Annotated in this window: 15 protein-coding genes and 1 pseudogene; 11 read left to right on the plus strand and 5 right to left on the minus strand. The window is 58.9% G+C overall.

Annotation, left to right across the window (positions count from 1 at the left end):
• Positions 1-182: 182 nt before the first annotated feature.
• Positions 183-689 (minus strand): annotated as a pseudogene (locus tag HQ843_RS27995) (SDR family NAD(P)-dependent oxidoreductase); the annotation flags it as partial.
• A gap of 304 nt (positions 690-993) precedes the next feature.
• Here HQ843_RS27995 and HQ843_RS28000 point away from each other — a divergent pair.
• Positions 994-2,277, plus strand: a complete 1,284-nt coding sequence (locus HQ843_RS28000; RefSeq protein WP_180902445.1) for an META domain-containing protein — start codon at positions 994-996, stop codon at positions 2,275-2,277.
• Positions 2,274-3,269: a mechanosensitive ion channel family protein gene (locus HQ843_RS28005; RefSeq protein WP_180902444.1), complete on the plus strand. Its 996-nt coding sequence runs from the start codon at positions 2,274-2,276 to the stop codon at positions 3,267-3,269. The genes HQ843_RS28000 and HQ843_RS28005 overlap by 4 nt, the downstream gene beginning before the upstream one ends.
• Positions 3,270-3,467: 198 nt before the next feature.
• Here the strand turns inward: HQ843_RS28005 and HQ843_RS28010 are convergent, their stop codons facing one another.
• A complete protein-coding gene (locus HQ843_RS28010) occupies positions 3,468-3,725 on the minus strand; it encodes a hypothetical protein (RefSeq protein ID WP_180902443.1) in 258 nt (85 codons plus the stop codon).
• A 47-nt stretch (positions 3,726-3,772) separates the two neighbouring features.
• Here HQ843_RS28010 and HQ843_RS28015 point away from each other — a divergent pair, with 47 nt between their 5' ends.
• A complete protein-coding gene (locus HQ843_RS28015; protein WP_180902442.1) occupies positions 3,773-3,901 on the plus strand; it encodes an amidohydrolase family protein in 129 nt (42 codons plus the stop codon).
• Positions 3,902-3,980: 79 nt separating this feature from the next.
• On the opposite strand, the gene HQ843_RS28020 is transcribed toward HQ843_RS28015, so the two are convergent.
• Positions 3,981-5,822, minus strand: a complete 1,842-nt coding sequence (locus HQ843_RS28020) for a glycine betaine ABC transporter substrate-binding protein (RefSeq protein WP_180902441.1) — start codon at positions 5,820-5,822, stop codon at positions 3,981-3,983.
• On the minus strand, positions 5,819-7,336 hold the full coding sequence (locus tag HQ843_RS28025; RefSeq protein WP_180902440.1) for a BCCT family transporter: 1,518 nt from the start codon (positions 7,334-7,336) through the stop codon (positions 5,819-5,821). The genes HQ843_RS28020 and HQ843_RS28025 overlap by 4 nt, the downstream gene beginning before the upstream one ends.
• Positions 7,337-7,758: 422 nt before the next feature.
• Here HQ843_RS28025 and HQ843_RS28030 point away from each other — a divergent pair, with 422 nt between their 5' ends.
• On the plus strand, positions 7,759-8,829 hold the full coding sequence (locus HQ843_RS28030) for a linear amide C-N hydrolase (protein WP_180902439.1): 1,071 nt from the start codon (positions 7,759-7,761) through the stop codon (positions 8,827-8,829).
• Positions 8,830-8,930: 101 nt separating this feature from the next.
• Here HQ843_RS28030 and HQ843_RS28035 read toward each other — a convergent pair whose 3' ends face one another.
• Positions 8,931-9,731, minus strand: coding sequence for an outer membrane beta-barrel protein (locus HQ843_RS28035; RefSeq protein WP_180902438.1), 801 nt, complete (start codon positions 9,729-9,731; stop codon positions 8,931-8,933).
• Positions 9,732-9,882: 151 nt separating this feature from the next.
• Between HQ843_RS28035 and HQ843_RS28040 the strand changes: the two genes are divergently transcribed.
• The 7 genes from HQ843_RS28040 (at position 9,883) to HQ843_RS28070 (ending at position 16,140) form a co-directional block, all read left to right on the plus strand.
• Positions 9,883-10,965 (plus strand): IS630 family transposase, encoded by a 1,083-nt coding sequence (locus HQ843_RS28040; protein WP_180899062.1) that lies wholly within the window; start codon positions 9,883-9,885, stop codon positions 10,963-10,965.
• 278 nt (positions 10,966-11,243) lie between these two features.
• Positions 11,244-11,924, plus strand: coding sequence for an ankyrin repeat domain-containing protein (locus tag HQ843_RS28045; protein ID WP_180902437.1), 681 nt, complete (start codon positions 11,244-11,246; stop codon positions 11,922-11,924).
• On the plus strand, positions 11,921-12,394 hold the full coding sequence (locus tag HQ843_RS28050) for a nucleoside deaminase (protein WP_180902436.1): 474 nt from the start codon (positions 11,921-11,923) through the stop codon (positions 12,392-12,394). Before HQ843_RS28045 ends, HQ843_RS28050 begins: the two co-directional genes overlap by 4 nt.
• Before the next feature lie 72 nt (positions 12,395-12,466).
• A complete protein-coding gene (locus tag HQ843_RS28055; RefSeq protein WP_180902435.1) occupies positions 12,467-14,011 on the plus strand; it encodes a sensor histidine kinase in 1,545 nt (514 codons plus the stop codon).
• Positions 14,008-14,616 carry a response regulator transcription factor gene (locus tag HQ843_RS28060; protein WP_180902434.1) on the plus strand — a complete coding sequence of 203 codons (609 nt, stop codon included), beginning with the start codon at positions 14,008-14,010 and terminating at the stop codon, positions 14,614-14,616. Before HQ843_RS28055 ends, HQ843_RS28060 begins: the two co-directional genes overlap by 4 nt.
• A 90-nt stretch (positions 14,617-14,706) precedes the next feature.
• Entirely contained in the window at positions 14,707-15,189 is a 483-nt protein-coding gene (locus HQ843_RS28065; protein ID WP_180902433.1) for a GlcG/HbpS family heme-binding protein, read from the plus strand.
• A gap of 192 nt (positions 15,190-15,381) precedes the next feature.
• Positions 15,382-16,140, plus strand: a complete 759-nt coding sequence (locus HQ843_RS28070) for a bestrophin-like domain (protein WP_180902432.1) — start codon at positions 15,382-15,384, stop codon at positions 16,138-16,140.
• The last annotated feature ends 336 nt before the right edge of the window (positions 16,141-16,476 follow it).

A 16,476-nucleotide genomic window follows, 5' to 3' on the forward strand; every position in this document is an offset into this window, starting at 1 on the left:
GCCGAAGTCCGAACGAGGGTCGCCGGGAGCCATGCCGGGTCTTTCAAGCGAAAGAACGCCCGACCCAGGAGGGAGCTGCGCTGGCCGACGCACAGCGCCCAAGGAACCGCGTCACGGAGGCGTCGGCGGCAGTCGTCATCGGGCGACTCTAATCATCCATCCGTCGGGCAGGTCAGATTCTCTCAATCGGCAATTTCCTGCTTCGTGCGGTCGATCCGTTCCGTGACGAGACGCAGCGTGTCGCTGCCCAGAAGGCGTTGCGGCGGCGGGCTATCGGAAGCGATCAGCATCAGCACGGCTGCCGCCAGCTTGTCGGGGTCGCCGAGGTGTTTGCCGCTCTTTTCTCGCCGCGCGGCGCGGACCGGATCGAACAGCGCATCGAAATCCAGAATCGATCGGCCGGTGCGTACCATTGAGCGGCCCGCCCAGTCGGTGCGGAACGAGCTGGGGCAGAGCGTCGTCACATGGACGCCGAAGGGTGCCATTTCGGCGCGCATGACCTCGGAAATCCAACACCACAGAAGCATGAATTTGCTGCCGCAGTAATAGACGATGCCCGGTATGGTGATCATTCCGCCCATCGAGGTGACGTTTATGATGAAGCCGCTGCGCCGCGCGCGAAAACACGGCAGGAAAGCCTTGGCGATGGTGACGGCGCCGAAGACGTTCATGTCGAATTGTCTGCGCATGTAAATCGACATAGGGTTCGACGCCGATCGGCACGGAGCCACCGGAAACTGCCGGCAGGCAGAGTTTGCGCTTCTACCAACCGAACCTGCTGATAATCACCGCGCTTGCACACGGTCAACCGTTCGGTCTGACATGTTGTTTAGGCGGTTGCGGTGACCTAGAAATAGTGTGTTGCCATGTCCGTGGCCTGCCGTGCTGTAACTGCTGGCCTCGCCGGTGGTTCGACCAGCTCCGCGACGAAATGCGGAGCCGTCTCCTGCGCGTCGTGCCTTTTCACCCGTTGAAGACGACAAAGGAAAGACTATGTCCCGTTGCGTCCTGACGCTTCTAGCAAGCTTTCTTGCCGCAACGACCGCACATGCTCAGAACATACGTTTGATTTCCGGCGAAGCCGTCATACGCGAGCGCATGGCTCTGCACGACAATGCCGAACTCGTGGTCGAAGCACGTGGTTTCCATAACACACTGTTTGCGACGGACAGCACCGAGGCGAACGGCCAGCAAATTCCATGGCCGTTCACACTCGACATCCCGGCGGGCGTAAAGACCGATTTCTCCGCCGCCATCCGGATCGATGGCACCAACCGCTGGGTAATCGCGCCTGCCCCGATTGCCGCGGGAGAAGAGAATGTCGATCTCGGACAGTTGATGCCGTCGGCATTCACGCCTGCGACTTTCGAAAGCGCCTATATGTTTGGGCATACCCGTCTGGAGGCGAGGTTTCAGGGTGAAGATGCGGTGATCGAAACCGACACACAGTTCTACCACCTCGCCCCGCTAATCTCCGCGGATGGCGCCAAATATCAGTCCGACGACGGCGAAACGGTTTTCTGGAGCAAGGGCAAGAATGCGCTCGTGACGTTCGACGGAAAGGACCTGTCGGAATGCTTCGGCGTACTGGCAGAGGCGGATAAGCTGTGGGCGGAGCAGGGCAATGAACCCGGTTGGCGCGCCATCATCGCCAACGGTCGCATGGCGTTAAACATTAATTACGGTGACGACCGGCTGAATCTTCTTCTGCCCGAACCGGAAATCGTCGACGGAGCCTATCGCTACGGTTCAGCGCCGTTCAAACTGGTCGCCGTCATACGTGACGGGATATGCCAGGATGATACTAGCGGCCGATCTTTTCCAAAGGCCGTCACGCTCGAAACGGCAATCGAAACGCTGCAGGGCTGCGGCGGCGACACGCTGAGCCTTCTTTCAGGCACCGAATGGATGGTCGGCTCCATCAATGGCAATCACCGGAGCGATGATGGCAAACCACCGGACTTTACAATCACTGACGAGGGTCAGATCTACGGCTGCAACAGCTTTACCGGCATGTTGGCGATAGATGGCGAGGGCGGTCTCCAGACCGGGCCGTTAGCCACCACGCGAATGGCGTGTAACGGCGCGCTCATGAAGGACCGTGGGCGAACCACATGGGCAAGAGGCCTTCTCAGGATGGCCGGAACAACTGTCAGACCGGTACGGTCGCGGCGGGTCGACGAAATCTCGCATCCTCAAGATGCGACAGAAGATTTGATTGAGCGCTTCCATGGATTTTTTGTCAATGGACCAGCTCCAGCCAGGTTTACTGCATGAGTGTTTACTGGATTAATGCAGGCATTGCCGTCGCACTCGTTGCCGTTATGCTTCTCAGCAGCCTCGCCATGCGCCGCCACGAGGCGTTGTCGCACAGCATCACCCTCCATGCGATCTTTCTTGGAGCAACTGCCGGTCTTCTGCTCACGCTCAACAAGACAGCCGATCAGCTTCTTGCTCACTTCAGAATCAAAGCCGTCAAGCCAGAAATGATCGACGATATCACTCTGGTTGCCCTCGGCCTCGTACTGATGCAACAGGGCTTCCACCTCATCAACCGGCTGACGGCCGATCAGGTACGCAAGGGCAGCGACAGAACGTCGGCGACCAGCATCGCCCGCATTCTCAAGCTGATGATCTTTCTTCTGCTCCTGCTGTTGTTTGGCGAGCATATGGGATTGAGCCTTTCCGGCCTGATGGCCTTCGGCGGTTTTGGCGGCATTGCCATCGGCATTGCCGGGCGCGACGTGCTGAGCAACATGTTTTCCGGTGTGATGCTCTATTTCGACAGACCGTTTCGCCTTGGAGACTGGATTCGCTCTCCCGACCGCAACATCGAGGGTACGGTCGAGGAAATCGGCTGGCGTATGACCCGGATCATGACCTTCGACAAGCGTCCGCTTTACGTGCCCAACTCCGTGTTCTCCTCTATCAGCGTCGAAAATCCGGGGCAGATGCGCAACCGCCGCATCGAAGCCACGATCGGACTTCGCTACGAAGACGCCGACAAGGTCGCCGCCGTGGTTAGCGATATCCGCGGCATGCTGCACCAGAGCGAACATATCGACCTGCAGCAAACCCTCCTCGTCTATTTCGACGCATTCGCGGACTCCTCGCTCAACATCATGATCTACTGCTTCACCAAGACCACGCGCTGGGCCGAGTGGCTGGCAATCCAGCAGGAGGTTTTCCTGAAGATCGTCGAAATCGTTCACTCCCACGGTGCGGATTTCGCGTTCCCCACCCAGACCGTTTACCTCGAAAAGGACTGAAGGGCCGAGCAAGGGCTAAAAGACGGCTGTATTTATTCGCCGCGGCCCCCGAACGCACGCGCTTGAAATATTTCGAAGGCTTATCGTGCCGATCGGCGCCGAACCCCTTACCGATCTTGATCTACCCATCTAGTGCCAGACTGAGGGCGTTTGCACATTGGGCTTTGGGTTGTTTCGCCGCAGGGGCGACCACTTTGGTTAAGCCAGCTCTTCCCTTCCAGAAGCGGATCGCGAGCGTGCGCCTTGAAGCGGCGACATTGCGGTGCTGAATGGCGACTTGGTCGTATCCAGCAGAACCCAAATCGGACCGCATAGCAGGTTGGCGGCTTCATTGAAGAATGAACTTCGAAAGGCCCCTTTCATCGGCACAGCGAACAATGCCCTCGCCACGACGTCTTTTAGGAACTTCTCGAAGCACTCGTTGCCCCGGTCTTCATTCACCAGTCCGATTTTCAAGTCAAATCTTATGAACTTGAAGGGTGCGACGAACTATTCAAAATGACATGGGGTGGAATTACGAGACGGCGACCCACTTTCTGCGTGTGATTTTCGCCGGCGTCTTTGATCGATATCCTGGCCTGAAGGTCATTCTCGAGCATCTGGGCAAGACGTTGCTCTTCTACCTGGGCTAAAGGGCATAATAACATGCGACATCCTGATAATTTGGTTTGCTGGAGCCACTCAAACAGGCGCTCCGTAAAATTTCGTTCGCTATCTCTCGCCTTTACGTTCCGGCCTGACGAAGAGCCAGCCCGCCCATATGAGATACCCGAAGATCGCGATCATCAGGATCGCGCGACCGGGATAGGGATTGATCCGGTCGTCAAGGATATTGACTTCCGGCGTCAGCGCGGCAGCGCGGCGCAGGTGCGGGTCGACCGCTGCGTGGAGGCCGAGATTCCGGTTTATGGCTGCCACGCTTTTATCCTGCAGCGGTCGCGGCTCATCGAAGAACGCATTGGGGCCCTGCTGGCCGATCAAGAACCGGTCGGATGTGGCCGGTCCGAACAGGATCATTTGCGTGGAAAGCGTATCGACGGTCTCGTCAATGCCCGGATATGTGCCCACGGCGATCTGCGCCTCGCGCATGACCGGCATGGAAAGACGGTCGGCATTGGTCCACCAGCCGGCAACATCGGCAAGGGTGACATCGTCCGACCGCGCGAAAAGATCGACCAGATCCTGACGGCCTCTTGCGGCAAAGATCAAAGCCAGATCGGCATCGCCATCGCGCAATACCGCTGACGCAGCCTGTGCGCCAAAGTCATCCAGCGGCGTGACGCTGATGTCTCGGTTGCTGTTGTGGGCGACGGCCAGCGCGAGCGTATGCGAGGCCGACCCCACCGGTCCCGTCGCAATCGTCAGCGTTCCTTCCGGCAATGCGCGGTCATCGGAGCGCGTCAACACATGCAGGAAGGTCGAGCCGATGGCGGCGATCGCCTCGACACGTTCATCGCGGATCACGCGGCCATCGGTCAGGGTGAAGCCGGAGAGCGCCGGCGTCAGCGCCAGCCTCGCTTCACCGCTTGCCATCGCTTCCAGCGGCACATTGGTCGACAGAAGATTGACGTCGCGGCCGCGCATGGATTTGCGGACCGCGCGCAGCGTTTCGATGCCGGCATCGGTACCCATCGTCTCCGGCCCCATGGCGATGGCAAGAACCGGCATGCGCTCGCGCGGCGGCTTCGCCACCAGGCCGAGGTCGTAAAGCGCCTGCCGCGCCACGCGGTTGACCGGCCGGCCATCGAGGCGCACAGCGGCGTTCAGCGACCGCATCATGTCGTCGTCGATCCTGCCCGCCAGTTTCTGCATGGCGGCGGCGATGTCGGGAGTCCGCTCCAGCGCGAGGTCCGATGTCAGCGGCGCGGCCTGATAGACGGGAAAGAACCCCGTGGCATCGCTGAGCGCGACAAGCTCGTAATCGCTTATCTCCGGATCCGTGGAGAGACCGACGATGATGTCGACGCTTCTTTCCAGAAGCGCGTCATACATGCCCTCCCGGCTCGTTTCGCTGAACACCTCGATATCCTCGAATGTCAGGCCGAACCGGTCCAGGAAAGGCTCCAGCCCGTCGCGGGGTCGCTCCGCGAAGGATTGCGTGACACCGAGGCGCAGCCTGCCATCCGCACCGGCAAGATCGGAGATGTCATCGAGGCGATTGGCGGCCGCGATGGCTGGCCGGGTCAAAACCACGTAATCGGTTTCGAAGCCGAGCCTGTCGAGCAGGACAAGGCCGTTGCGGGCGAGCCCCTCGGAGGCCACCCGCATGGCTTCGTCTGCATCACCGTTGCTGCGCGCGCCCAGGAACGCCAGCGCCGTGCCGGTATATTCGGGATATAGATCGATGTCGTCGTCGATCAGCGCCTGGTAGACCACGCCCGTGGCACCGAGCGAGGGCATGCGCTTGACCGGCACGCCCTCCTCTTCCAGCAGAAGGGCAAACATTTCCGCCAGAACGCGGCTTTCCGCCAGGTTCTTGGAGCCCACCCTGACAGGGTCCGACGAGCAGCCCGCCAGCAGGATGACGATCAGCAGCGAGACAAATGCCCTCATGACATCACCTCATTGGTATCGGCCTCGACCGGTTTCTCGCGCGAGGGATCACGTCTTAATCGCCGCAGGAAACTGACGATCTGCAAGATCAGGATCGCGGAGAACGGTATCGCGCCAAGCGTCGACATGGCCCTTGCCACATCGACGGATCCCGCCAGAAGCGTGGCCGCCGTGATGACGGCGACGATGCTGCCCCATACGATTTTCGCGGCGGCGGGCGGATTGAGATTTCCGTTCGTGGTCATCATGGACAGCACGAATGTGCCGCTGTCGGCCGACGTCACCAGGAAGATCACGATCAGCAGCAGCGCGCCAATACTGAGCACCGAGGAGAACGGGAAGTAATCGAGAAACGAGAACAACGCGGCGGCAACATCCTGCGTGATGACGGACGCAAGGCCACCGGGACCGTACATCTCGACATAGATGCCGGCGCCGCCGAAAACGGCGAACCAGAGAATGGAGAAGGCGGTCGGGATCAGGATGACGCCCATGCAGAACTCGCGGATGGTGCGTCCGCGGGAAATGCGCGCGATGAACACGCCGACGAAAGGTCCCCAGGCCAGCCACCAGATCAGATAGGTCAGCGTCCAGTTGGCCGACCACTCCGTCAGCCCCTCGAACGGGAACAGGCGGAACGACATGCTGACAAACTGCGACATATAGGCACCGATCGTCGTTACGAATGTTTCCATGATGAAGGCCGTTGGGCCGAAGATCAGGATGAAGGCCATGAGCGCCAGACCCAGCATCATGTTGATGTCGGAAAGCAGTTTCATACCCTTTTCGACGCCTGTGAGCGTCGAGATCATGTACATCACAAACAGGGCGGCCAGCACGGCCAGCGAAACCGCGTTGATCGCGGGGAAATCGAACAGCGCGGTCAGGCCCGAGCGCACCTGCAGGGCGCCCATCGCCAGAGAACCGGCAAGGCCGAAGACCACGGCAACGACGCCAAGAACGTCTGCAGTGGTGGCGGCGACATCGGACGAGCGGCCGGAAAAGAGCCCACGCAGCGGAGTCGAAATCAACGGCGGCTTGTCCAGCCGGAAGGTGAAATAGGCAATCACCAGCGCGCAAACGCCGTAAATCGACCAGGCATGCAGCCCCCAATGCAGGTTGGTGATCACCATGGCCTGCCGCGCGGCTTCCGCCGATGCAGGCGTGCCGACGGGCGGATTTTCAAAATGCGTTACCGGCTCGGCAACGCCCCAGAACAGCAGACCGGCCCCCATACCGCCGGCAAACAGCATCGCAATCCACGACGAATAGGAAAATTCCGGCTTTTCATCGTCCTTGCCCAGGCGAATGGAGCCGTAGGGACCAATTGCCAGAAATGCGGCCAGAAGCACGAAACTCGAACAGAGACCCAGCCACCACCAACTCGCCCCGACCATGAAATAGCTGGTGAAGCCCAGAACGCTTGCCGCCATCTGATCTGGGGCAATGACGCCCCACATGCCGATCGGCAGGCAAAGAAGGAGCGAAATGATGACGACTTTGTTGATCTGCACGATTGAACTGCCCCCTCTATACTGCACCCGAGCCCGGAAGGCTCCGCACGACCATCCCAGAGTTGCCAACATGTTTGGCGGCCGATGTCAACGAACACCCGCTTGAGTTGAATCAAGTGACTTAAAGTCTCCGGCATTCTGGGGGTTGGTTTCCGGTAGGCGGACGCCCAAAAGCGTGTCCTAACGCATTGTGTTCAACGGCCCTGAAGGTCAAAGCTGCACATTCAAGAAATTATCGGCGAAGCAGGCTTGCGTGCCGTAAAGGACTCCTGGCCGACAAACGCAAGCAAACGTCAGATTTAGGTGGCTCGCGATGCGTTTGTCGTCGCTTAAGCTTGACCAACCGGCTTGCGACCATTCAAGTTGGTTGAGTCGGTTTTTCGCCTGAGGTTCAAAGGTTGACCGCTGTACAAACTGGAGGAATGATTTTGAAAGCAAACAGATCGCTTTGGCGCAGCCTGACACTGGCCGCCGCGCTTTCGGTGGCCGCGGCGCCGATCGCCGATGCCTGCACCCGTGTTGTCTATCATGGTCCGGAAGACCGCATCCTGACGGCGCGTTCCATGGACTGGAGCCTGCCGATGCTTTCCAACCTGTGGGTGTTCCCGCGCGGCATGGAGCGAAATGGCGAGGCGGGCGAGAATTCACTGACCTGGACGTCGAAATACGGAAGCATGATTGTCTCCGGTTATGACTTCTCCACCGTGGATGGCATGAACGAGGCCGGCCTGGTGGCCAACATGCTCTGGCTGGTGGCGTCCGAATACCCGAAGAATGACGGGTCGAAGCCCGAAATGTCGCTGTCGATCTGGGCGCAGTATTTCATGGACAATTACGGCAGTGTTGCCGAAGCGGTGGAGGATTTGGAAGCCAATCCTTTCGACGTGGTGACCGCCGACGTTCCCGATCAGCCCGGACGCCTGGCGAAGGTGCATCTTTCGCTCTCGGACGCCAGCGGCGACAGCGCTATTCTGGAATGGCTGGACGGCGAACTGGTCATTCATCACGGCCCGCAATACCGCACCATGACGAACGATCCGCCATACGACCAGCAACTGGCGGTGAAAAGGTATTGGCAGGACGTCAATCCGCGTGAGGTGCTGCCCGGCACAACCCGTTCTTCCGATCGCTTTACCCGTGCTGACACCTATATCGACATGGTGGTTCAGTCGGATGAACCGCGTATCGCGGCGGCCGCCGCCATGAGCGTGATCCGCAATGCTTCCGTTCCCTATGGCATCAACACGCCGGACGCGCCGAACCTGTCGACCACGCGCTGGAGAGTGGTCGCGGATCACAAGGACAAGCTGTTTTATGTTGAATCGGCGATTTCACCGAACCTGTTCTGGGTCGATCTGAACAATCTGGATTTCTCGGCTGAAGCCGGGGTCCGGATGCTGGATTTGGGCGTTGACATGGTTACGTTGCAGTCAGGCGAAGTGTCGGCGGATTTCAAGCCCGCCGAACCTTTCCAGTTCGAACCGGTCAACTGAGACGTGCCGGCCACCGCATTTCCGTGTGGTGGCCGGGTCATCCTGTTCTCAACGGGACTTGTCGTTCCGATCGCGGATGTTCGCGACCAGATCAATCCTGGTCAGAACCGGTAGGTGAGCCCCACAACCGGCCCGCTCAGCCTCGTGTCATAGACATGACCGTCTTTTTCGTAATCGGTGTCGACGATCTTATAGCCTGCTGAGAATGACAGGTGCTCGTTCAAGGTATAGTTCGCCGTCGAGAGGAACGACCAGGTCAGATCGGAATTGACCTCAAAGCCGCCGATATCGGCCTGAGCCTGAACCGATAAGCGATCCGTCAGATTGAAAAACACGCGGGCGCCGACGACGGGGTCAATCCAGCCGAAGCTTTCGTCATAACGGACTGATCTGCCAAGTCCGCTGGCCGTGATCTCATTGGAAACATGCCACAGACGTATGCCGGCCAAAGCGTCGAGCGTAAATGCGGGCGTGTCGACAACGCGGTATCCGCCCTGCACGGTGGCCATGAACTGCCTGGTATTGAGTTTGCCGGCCGCTTCAAACGCCGGCAGCTGCGATGTGCCCGGAAACCCGTATGTGTTCTCGTCGCTCGTATCCGTATACATCATGTCCGCAGAGAGAACGAAACGGTCGTGGCGGCCCCAGACATTGACAAATCCGGCAATATTCAGCCCGTCCCGGCCCTCGGAAAAAGAGCGGTCGATATTCACGGTCGGCCCAACGCCAAAGGGAGAAACCTTTCCCGTGACGCCGGTTGCCCACAGATAGGGAGTGATCTGGAATGCCCAGTCAGAGGCGCTCACTGCGGAGGCTTCCGGGGCCGCGGTGGCAGTGTCGGCCGCATGGAGAACCTGCGGAACGCATAGAGAAAAAGCGCACGCAACGATATATTCTTTCAATGTGTTCCCCCCGGTCCGGCAACCTGAAAACCGATTCCACTTGCATCATCGTTTTTGTAAGCTGTTGCCGTCATAGAAGCTAGTGGATTGATCGGATCAAAGGAGTCCGTTGGTTGATTCCCAACCGCTTTGAGATGTGCGAGTCTGCGGCATGCGCAGCAACATTTCCTTTACGGTATCTCCCGACGACCGGCAGCGATTGAGCGCCATCGTCGCGGCCCCGAACAGCCCACAGAAGCACGTCTGGCGGGCACGTATCATCCTTCTGAGCGACGATGGTCTGGGCACCTCGGCGATCATGGCCGAGACCGGCAAGTCGAAAACCTGTGTGTGGCGCTGGCAGGAGCGGTTCATGCATGAGGGCGTCGACGGCCTGCTTCATGACCGGTCCCGGCCACCCGGCAAGGCGCCGGTCCCGCCGGAGCGTGTTGCCGAGATCGTCCGCTTGACGCAGGAACCGCCGCCGCACGAGGCAACACACTGGACGCTGCGCGCCATGGCCAGGGTCGCCGGCATCGCGGCCTCGACGGTTCAGGCGATCTGGAAGGCTCACGGTCTCAGCCCGCATCGCTGGAGGCAGTTCAAACTCTCCAACGATCCAGCCTTCGCCGAAAAGCTCACCGACATCGTTGGTCTTTATGTCGACCCGCCGGCCCATGCCGTGGTGCTGTCGGTTGACGAGAAATCACAGATACAGGCTCTCGACAGAACCCAGCCCGGACTGCCGATGAAGAAGGGCCGTGCCGGCACCATGACCCACGATTACAAGCGCCACGGCACCACCACTCTGTTTGCCGCGCTCAACGTGCTGGATGGCACGGTCATCGGCCAGAACATGCAGCGCCACCGCCATCAGGAGTTCATCCGCTTCCTCAACCGCATCGAGCGCGAGGTGCCGCAAGACAAGGCCATCCACGTCATCCTCGACAATTACGCCGTACACAAAAAGGACAAGGTCCGCGCCTGGCTCGCCCGCCATCCGCGCTGGACCTTCCACTTCACCCCGACATCCTGCTCCTGGCTCAACGCCGTCGAGGGCTTCTTCGCCAAACTCACACGGCGAAGGCTCAAATACGGGGTCTTCCATTCCGTCGTCGATCTGCAGGCCGCAATCAACCGTTTCGTGCGCGAATACAATGCTGACTGTCCCAAGCCATTTGTCTGGAAAGCCGATCCCGAGGACATCATCACCGCACGAAACCGAGGGTTCCAAACGTTGGAATCAAACCACTAGGTACTCTTCAACGACTCCACAAAACCGGCCACAAGAAAGTGCGCGGCGATCGTTCATCTGCCGAATTCCGTTTAATACGTAGGCTACCGGATACGATATCGTTGCGTGTCGACGCAAATTCTGGATTTCCTGACTGAACAAGCTTACCCTCCTTCGGCGAAATTTCGCCGCAGATCCAGATCGAATGTCGCATCTATTCGCCCCCATACGAATATGTGATTTCAAAATGAACGAGGCGACTCCTACCTGATTGGCTTGAAACCAATCGGGAGATGAAAATGCGCAAAACCAAGTCGCTCTCTCTGGCCGTTCTGACACTTGCAGGATCGTTCATGATGATATCGACAAACGAAGCATCCGCTTCCCAAGCCGATCAGGCCTTTTTCGCCGCAGCTGAGAGCGGGGAGCTGAAAGCAATGAGCAATAGCATCAATAACGGCCAGCCACTCAATGTGCGCGATGATCGCGGTCGCACGCCGCTTCTGGCGGCAACACATGCCAACCAGGTGGATAGCGCGCGGTTGCTGATTGAAGCAGGCGCCGATGTGAATGCAAAGGATGCCATTGCCGACACGCCGTATCTTTATGCCGGTGCGCGCGGACATCTGGAGATCTTGAAGCTGACGCTTGCGAACGGCGCCGATCTTTCCGATACCAATCGTTTCGGTGGCACCGCGCTAATACCGGCGGCCGAACGCGGTCATGTCGAGACGGTGAAGACGCTGATTGATGCAGGTGTGGACATCGATCACGTCAACAATCTGGGATGGACGGCGCTTCTGGAGGCCATCATTCTTGGAAACGGCGGAGAGCGTCACACCGAGATCGTTCGCCAACTCGTCACCGCCGGAGCTGACGTTAACCTTGCCGACAACAACAGCGTCACGCCGCTTCAGCACGCCCGCCAGAGTGGATACACTGAAATTATTGCTATACTGGTGCAGGAGGGGGCGCGATGAATGCCGGACAGTTTATGCAAGAGGCCATCGCGATCGCGCATCAAAACATCGCAGAAGGCGGGCGCCCGTTTGGCGCGGTCGTCGTGAAGAACGGGGAGATCATCGCGAAAGCAGTGAACCTCATGCACATCGACAATGACCCTACCGCACATGCCGAGCTTCTGGCATTGCGGGTTGCCGGTCAGAAACTGGGTACAACACGGCTGGATAATTGTATCGTTTATGCAAGTGGTCAGCCCTGTCCCATGTGTCTGGCCGCCATGCGGCTATCCGGCATTTCAGAGATTTTCTATGCCTTTTCAAATGCTGAAGGTGAGCCTTATGGGCTTTCTACAGAGGCGGTTGCCAACGAATTGCGTGCTCCGACCGAGTCCCAGGCATGGGCCCTGGTCAGGCACACACCGCCCGAAGAGGCTGGAATGACTGACCTTTACGAGACATGGTGGGCTCAACAGAAAGAACAGTACTGACGGTCTGTCCGTTCAGTGCAGAAGGTCAGTCAGAACAGTTTCTTAAGGCGATGCGCGGTGATAACGTAAGGCATGAACAACAGGCAAAGCATCTACCAGATCCTTGGCAGCCCTCTCTTGCTGTTTCTGGGCTGGGCCGTTGTGACGGTTGTCATGCTTGCCGCCGCGGTTGGTTTCGAGCACAGACGGCTGATGTCGGAGTTTTACGATGAGGCCACGGTCATGCATCGGCTCGTATCACAACGGGCCGATCAGCATGACGCACATCTCACCGCCCTTTCGGCAATTGCCGATAGCGAAATTGATGGCCGCGACCGCGTCTTCCTGAATGTGGCGCGCACGATCCAGCAATTCTATCCTCGGATAAAAGACGTTGATCTCGTATCCCTGACACCGGGCGGAACGGTCCTTTCGACCCGCGACAGTCTCCCGGCGGAACAGCAGCAGATGATACGAACCGCCGCAGAAAGCTCGCGCGGTGAACTGGTCATTACAAAGGCCCCAGACGATGCCGGCCGCTATCTGCTGATCAAGCGCAGCCCCAACAACGAGAATGCCCGCTACGGGCTGGCTCTTGAAGTGGATGGGCTGTCGCTGCTTGGCATGGATACCGAATTCTGGTCACAGCCCGCCGTGACGCGCTCGCTTGCTCTTCCTGATCGGTCGCTTCTGACAGGAGAGCCCCCGGCGCAGAGCCCGCAATTTATGAGGCGCCTCAGCAGCCGGTCACAGCCACTTGAACTCAGCGCGGGCATTCGTCCGGCGCTCTCCGAGCTTCTTCCGTGGGGGCTGGCGATCGCGCTGATTATCTTGTCTTCACTTGTCTATCTGGCCTTGGCGCTCTGGCTGCGTCAACGCGTGTTCACCCGGCGAGCCGAGCGCCTGGCCGAGATCAGCGCGCGCGAAGCACGGCTGGCACATGCCTCCCGCGTCAACGCTCTTGGCGAGATGGCGAGCGGGATGGCGCATGAGCTGACGCAGCCTTTGACCGCGATACTCAGCCAGGCGCAAGCGGGCCGGCATCTGGCGGCGCGCGGTGATATGGAGGCAGTCGGAAGCGCGCTGCAGAGCATTGCCGATCAATCCAAGCGGGCTTCGGCGATTATCATGCGCCTTCGCAACTGGAGCCGTATGGCCCCGGAAGAAAACACAGAGGTTCATGTCGCTGGCGTTTTGCGAAACGTTGAGCTTCTTCTATCGGCGGAAGCGCGGAAAAACGGCGTCACCTTGGTGGTAGATGCCGCAGAGCAAGACCTGGTTGTGCGCGGTGATCAGGTCGCACTGGAGCAGATCGTGTTCAACCTTGTTCGCAATGCCATCGAGGCCGTCGAAGGCGTTGTTGAGAAGCAGGTCAGTGTTTCGGCGCGCGCCCAAGGTTCGTTGGCCGAGATAGACGTCAGCGACACCGGGCCCGGTGTTCCCGACGCCATCCGTGACCGCCTGTTTGAACCCTTTGCGACGGGAAAACCGAATGGGACCGGCCTCGGATTGACGCTCTGCCAACGGCTTTCCGAGGGGATGGGCGGAGATATCAGACTTCTGCCCGAGGCGGGACGAACCACATTTCAGGTTCGCATTCCGCTTGAGGGCGGCAATGGAGGAGAAGTCGCAGGATGAGCTACCCGATCTATCTTGTCGATGACGATGAAGCGGTGCGTGACGGCTTGTCCCTGCTGCTGCGCACGATCGGCCTCGACGTTCACGCCTTCGCGTCTCCGGCGCGCTTTCTTGCGCAGTTGCCCGGCCTTTCGCCAGGATGTCTCATTCTCGATATCCGGATGCCCGTCGTCTCCGGCCTGAAGCTTCAGGAACAGCTTGGCGAGCGCGGCCTCAAATGGCCCACGGTGATCATCAGCGGCCATGGCGATGTCGAGGCCTGTCGAAGGGCGTTTCACAACGGCGCCATCGATTTTCTGTCCAAGCCGATTGACGAACAGGACCTGATCGACGCGATCCAGAAAGGACATGCCGCGCTTGAGGTGCAGACCCGTGAAGCATCGGAGACCAGCGAGACAAGGCAGATGCTCGCCAGCATGACAGGCCGCGAAATTGAAGTGCTGGAGATGATCGCGCGCGGGCTGACAACGCGGCAAATTGCCGACGCGCTGCAGCTTTCGCCGCGAACCGTCGATAGCCACCGCGCCGCGATCGGGCAGAAGGCCGGCACCAGTTCACCGGCAGAACTGACGCGGTTATGGCTGGAAGCGCAGCACACTCCGTAGAACTACCGAGTGTCACGCAAGCACTACGAATATTCGCGAACACATGCCTGAGTTAAATTCCTTTCATCAACTTCGGAAAGGAACTCAGACATGATCCGCAAAATTGCTCTCGTCGCCGCCCTGCTCGCACCCGTTTCCGCGTTCGCACAGGACCTGCCCACCAACCCCTACCTGCCGCTGGATCTGGCAACCAATGCCGCCCAGGCAGCGGTTCAGGCATGCTCGGCTGAAGGCCACAATGTCAGTGTCTCGATTGTTGCCCGCAGCGGCGTCGAAAAGGTCTTGCTGCGCGCCGACAATGCTGGCCCCCATACGGTTGGCAGCAGCTTCGGCAAGGCGTTCACCTCCGCAAGCATGGGGCGGGAAACGGCCGGGCTGGCCAATTTCATCGGCGCCAACCCGCAAAATGACGGCATGCGCGACATGGACGGACGGATGGTGATCCAGGCCGGCGGTCTGCCCATCAGCTTCAATGGCGCTCTGGTCGGCGGAATTGGTGTCGGTGGCGCGCCGACAGGCGATATCGATGCCATGTGCGCCCGCGCGGGTCTCGATGCGATTGGCGCCGAATAACTGAAGAAAACTGAAGCAAGAACGCATCTGATCTTGAGCCGGCCCGGTAAAACGGACCGGCTTTTGTTATTGGCTTCCACGCCCGGCTTTCAGTTCACTGCTTCCACCCGCGCTTTGCAGTAATCAGAATTTTAACCGGACGACTGTAATTTCAGAAGAACCTAATCCCTGTTTTCCCTGAAGTGGATTTCAATGTCGTACTTCCTGAACCTGGCACTGGTTCCCTCAATCCTGCTGTTTCTGGTCTTCGGTCTCGCCTTGTTCGCCATGACCTATTGGGTTCTGTGCCTGTTTGCCCGATTTGCGCGCACGGATGCTCTCGTCATTCCGCTGGGCGCCTTCATTGGAACGATTGCGACATCCTGGGCTCTGTCTCTCGGCTTCGTTGCCGCCGACATCTGGACGCTGCACGCAAAGGCTGACCAGGAGCTCACCTCGGAACGATCCGCGATCAATCGACTGATCGGAAACGCCGAAGCCGAGGTCCTGAACAGGCCTGACCTTGAAGCAGCGATGGAGTTCTATCGTGAAAAGGTGATCTCGGACGAATGGGGTGCCAACGGAAACCTTCATCCCGCGGCTTCGGTCGAGCAGGCGCTTCAGAAAATACGCATCATCATCATGGATATCGCCGAGGGCGATGCGCCCGCTCCGATCATCAATCAGACCGTTGCCATTTTCAACGACCTGCAGGAAACACGCGATGTGCGCCTCGCCATCGCCAGCACGACCGTCAATCAGTATAAATGGTATATGCTGCTGACGCTGACGATCTTGACATCGCTTACGATCGCCGTGACGCACGCAGACAGAACACGCGCGGGGAGTATAGCGATATTCCTTTATGTGCTTGCAGCAACAACAAGCCTCTGGCTGCTGACGGTACACGCAAGTCCCTACGGCGGTATCGAAACGATAGAACCAAGCGGGCTGTATCTGAATCTGACCTGATGTTGGGACGCACCTGGGCGTACTCCCCTGGTTGAGGAGCTTCAATCCGGCAGTCCTTATATCTTTATTCCGGAGTTGCGCCTCGGCGTTCTTAACCCTACGGCTGCAGTTCAGAGCGGTGAGTTCATTCCGAAGCAACTGGCGCCGGGTTGTCCTCCGTTGACGTAGGGACCGATATCGAACGACCCTTGAACATCATCAAACGCTCCGAAGCAGCGAAAGACTTTGAGGTTCTGCTCCGTCGATGGGGGGCGAGCGCACCTTCAACTGGTTTGGTCGATGCCGTCGCCTCGCTAAGCATCAGGCTACTTCCGTTTTCAACTCTTTGTTTTGGAT

The sequence above is a fragment of the Martelella sp. NC20 genome, from assembly GCF_013459645.1.
Classification (GTDB): Bacteria; Pseudomonadota; Alphaproteobacteria; order Rhizobiales; family Rhizobiaceae; genus Martelella.

Excerpts from the sequence above, each read along its gene's own strand:
- HQ843_RS28060 (WP_180902434.1), top strand. The coding sequence starts at position 14,008 with ATGAGCTACCCGATCTATCTTGTCGATGACGATGAAGCGGTGCGTGAC.
- HQ843_RS28070 (WP_180902432.1), top strand. The coding sequence starts at position 15,382 with ATGTCGTACTTCCTGAACCTGGCACTGGTTCCCTCAATCCTGCTGTTT.
- HQ843_RS28050 (WP_180902436.1), top strand. The coding sequence starts at position 11,921 with ATGAATGCCGGACAGTTTATGCAAGAGGCCATCGCGATCGCGCATCAA.
- HQ843_RS28045 (WP_180902437.1), top strand. The coding sequence starts at position 11,244 with ATGCGCAAAACCAAGTCGCTCTCTCTGGCCGTTCTGACACTTGCAGGA.
- HQ843_RS28030 (WP_180902439.1), top strand. The coding sequence starts at position 7,759 with ATGATTTTGAAAGCAAACAGATCGCTTTGGCGCAGCCTGACACTGGCC.
- HQ843_RS28020 (WP_180902441.1), bottom strand. The coding sequence starts at position 5,822 with ATGAGGGCATTTGTCTCGCTGCTGATCGTCATCCTGCTGGCGGGCTGC.
- HQ843_RS28005 (WP_180902444.1), top strand. The coding sequence starts at position 2,274 with ATGAGTGTTTACTGGATTAATGCAGGCATTGCCGTCGCACTCGTTGCC.
- HQ843_RS28065 (WP_180902433.1), top strand. The coding sequence starts at position 14,707 with ATGATCCGCAAAATTGCTCTCGTCGCCGCCCTGCTCGCACCCGTTTCC.
- HQ843_RS28055 (WP_180902435.1), top strand. The coding sequence starts at position 12,467 with ATGAACAACAGGCAAAGCATCTACCAGATCCTTGGCAGCCCTCTCTTG.
- HQ843_RS28000 (WP_180902445.1), top strand. The coding sequence starts at position 994 with ATGTCCCGTTGCGTCCTGACGCTTCTAGCAAGCTTTCTTGCCGCAACG.
- HQ843_RS28040 (WP_180899062.1), top strand. The coding sequence starts at position 9,883 with ATGCGCAGCAACATTTCCTTTACGGTATCTCCCGACGACCGGCAGCGA.
- HQ843_RS28015 (WP_180902442.1), top strand. The coding sequence starts at position 3,773 with ATGGGGTGGAATTACGAGACGGCGACCCACTTTCTGCGTGTGATTTTC.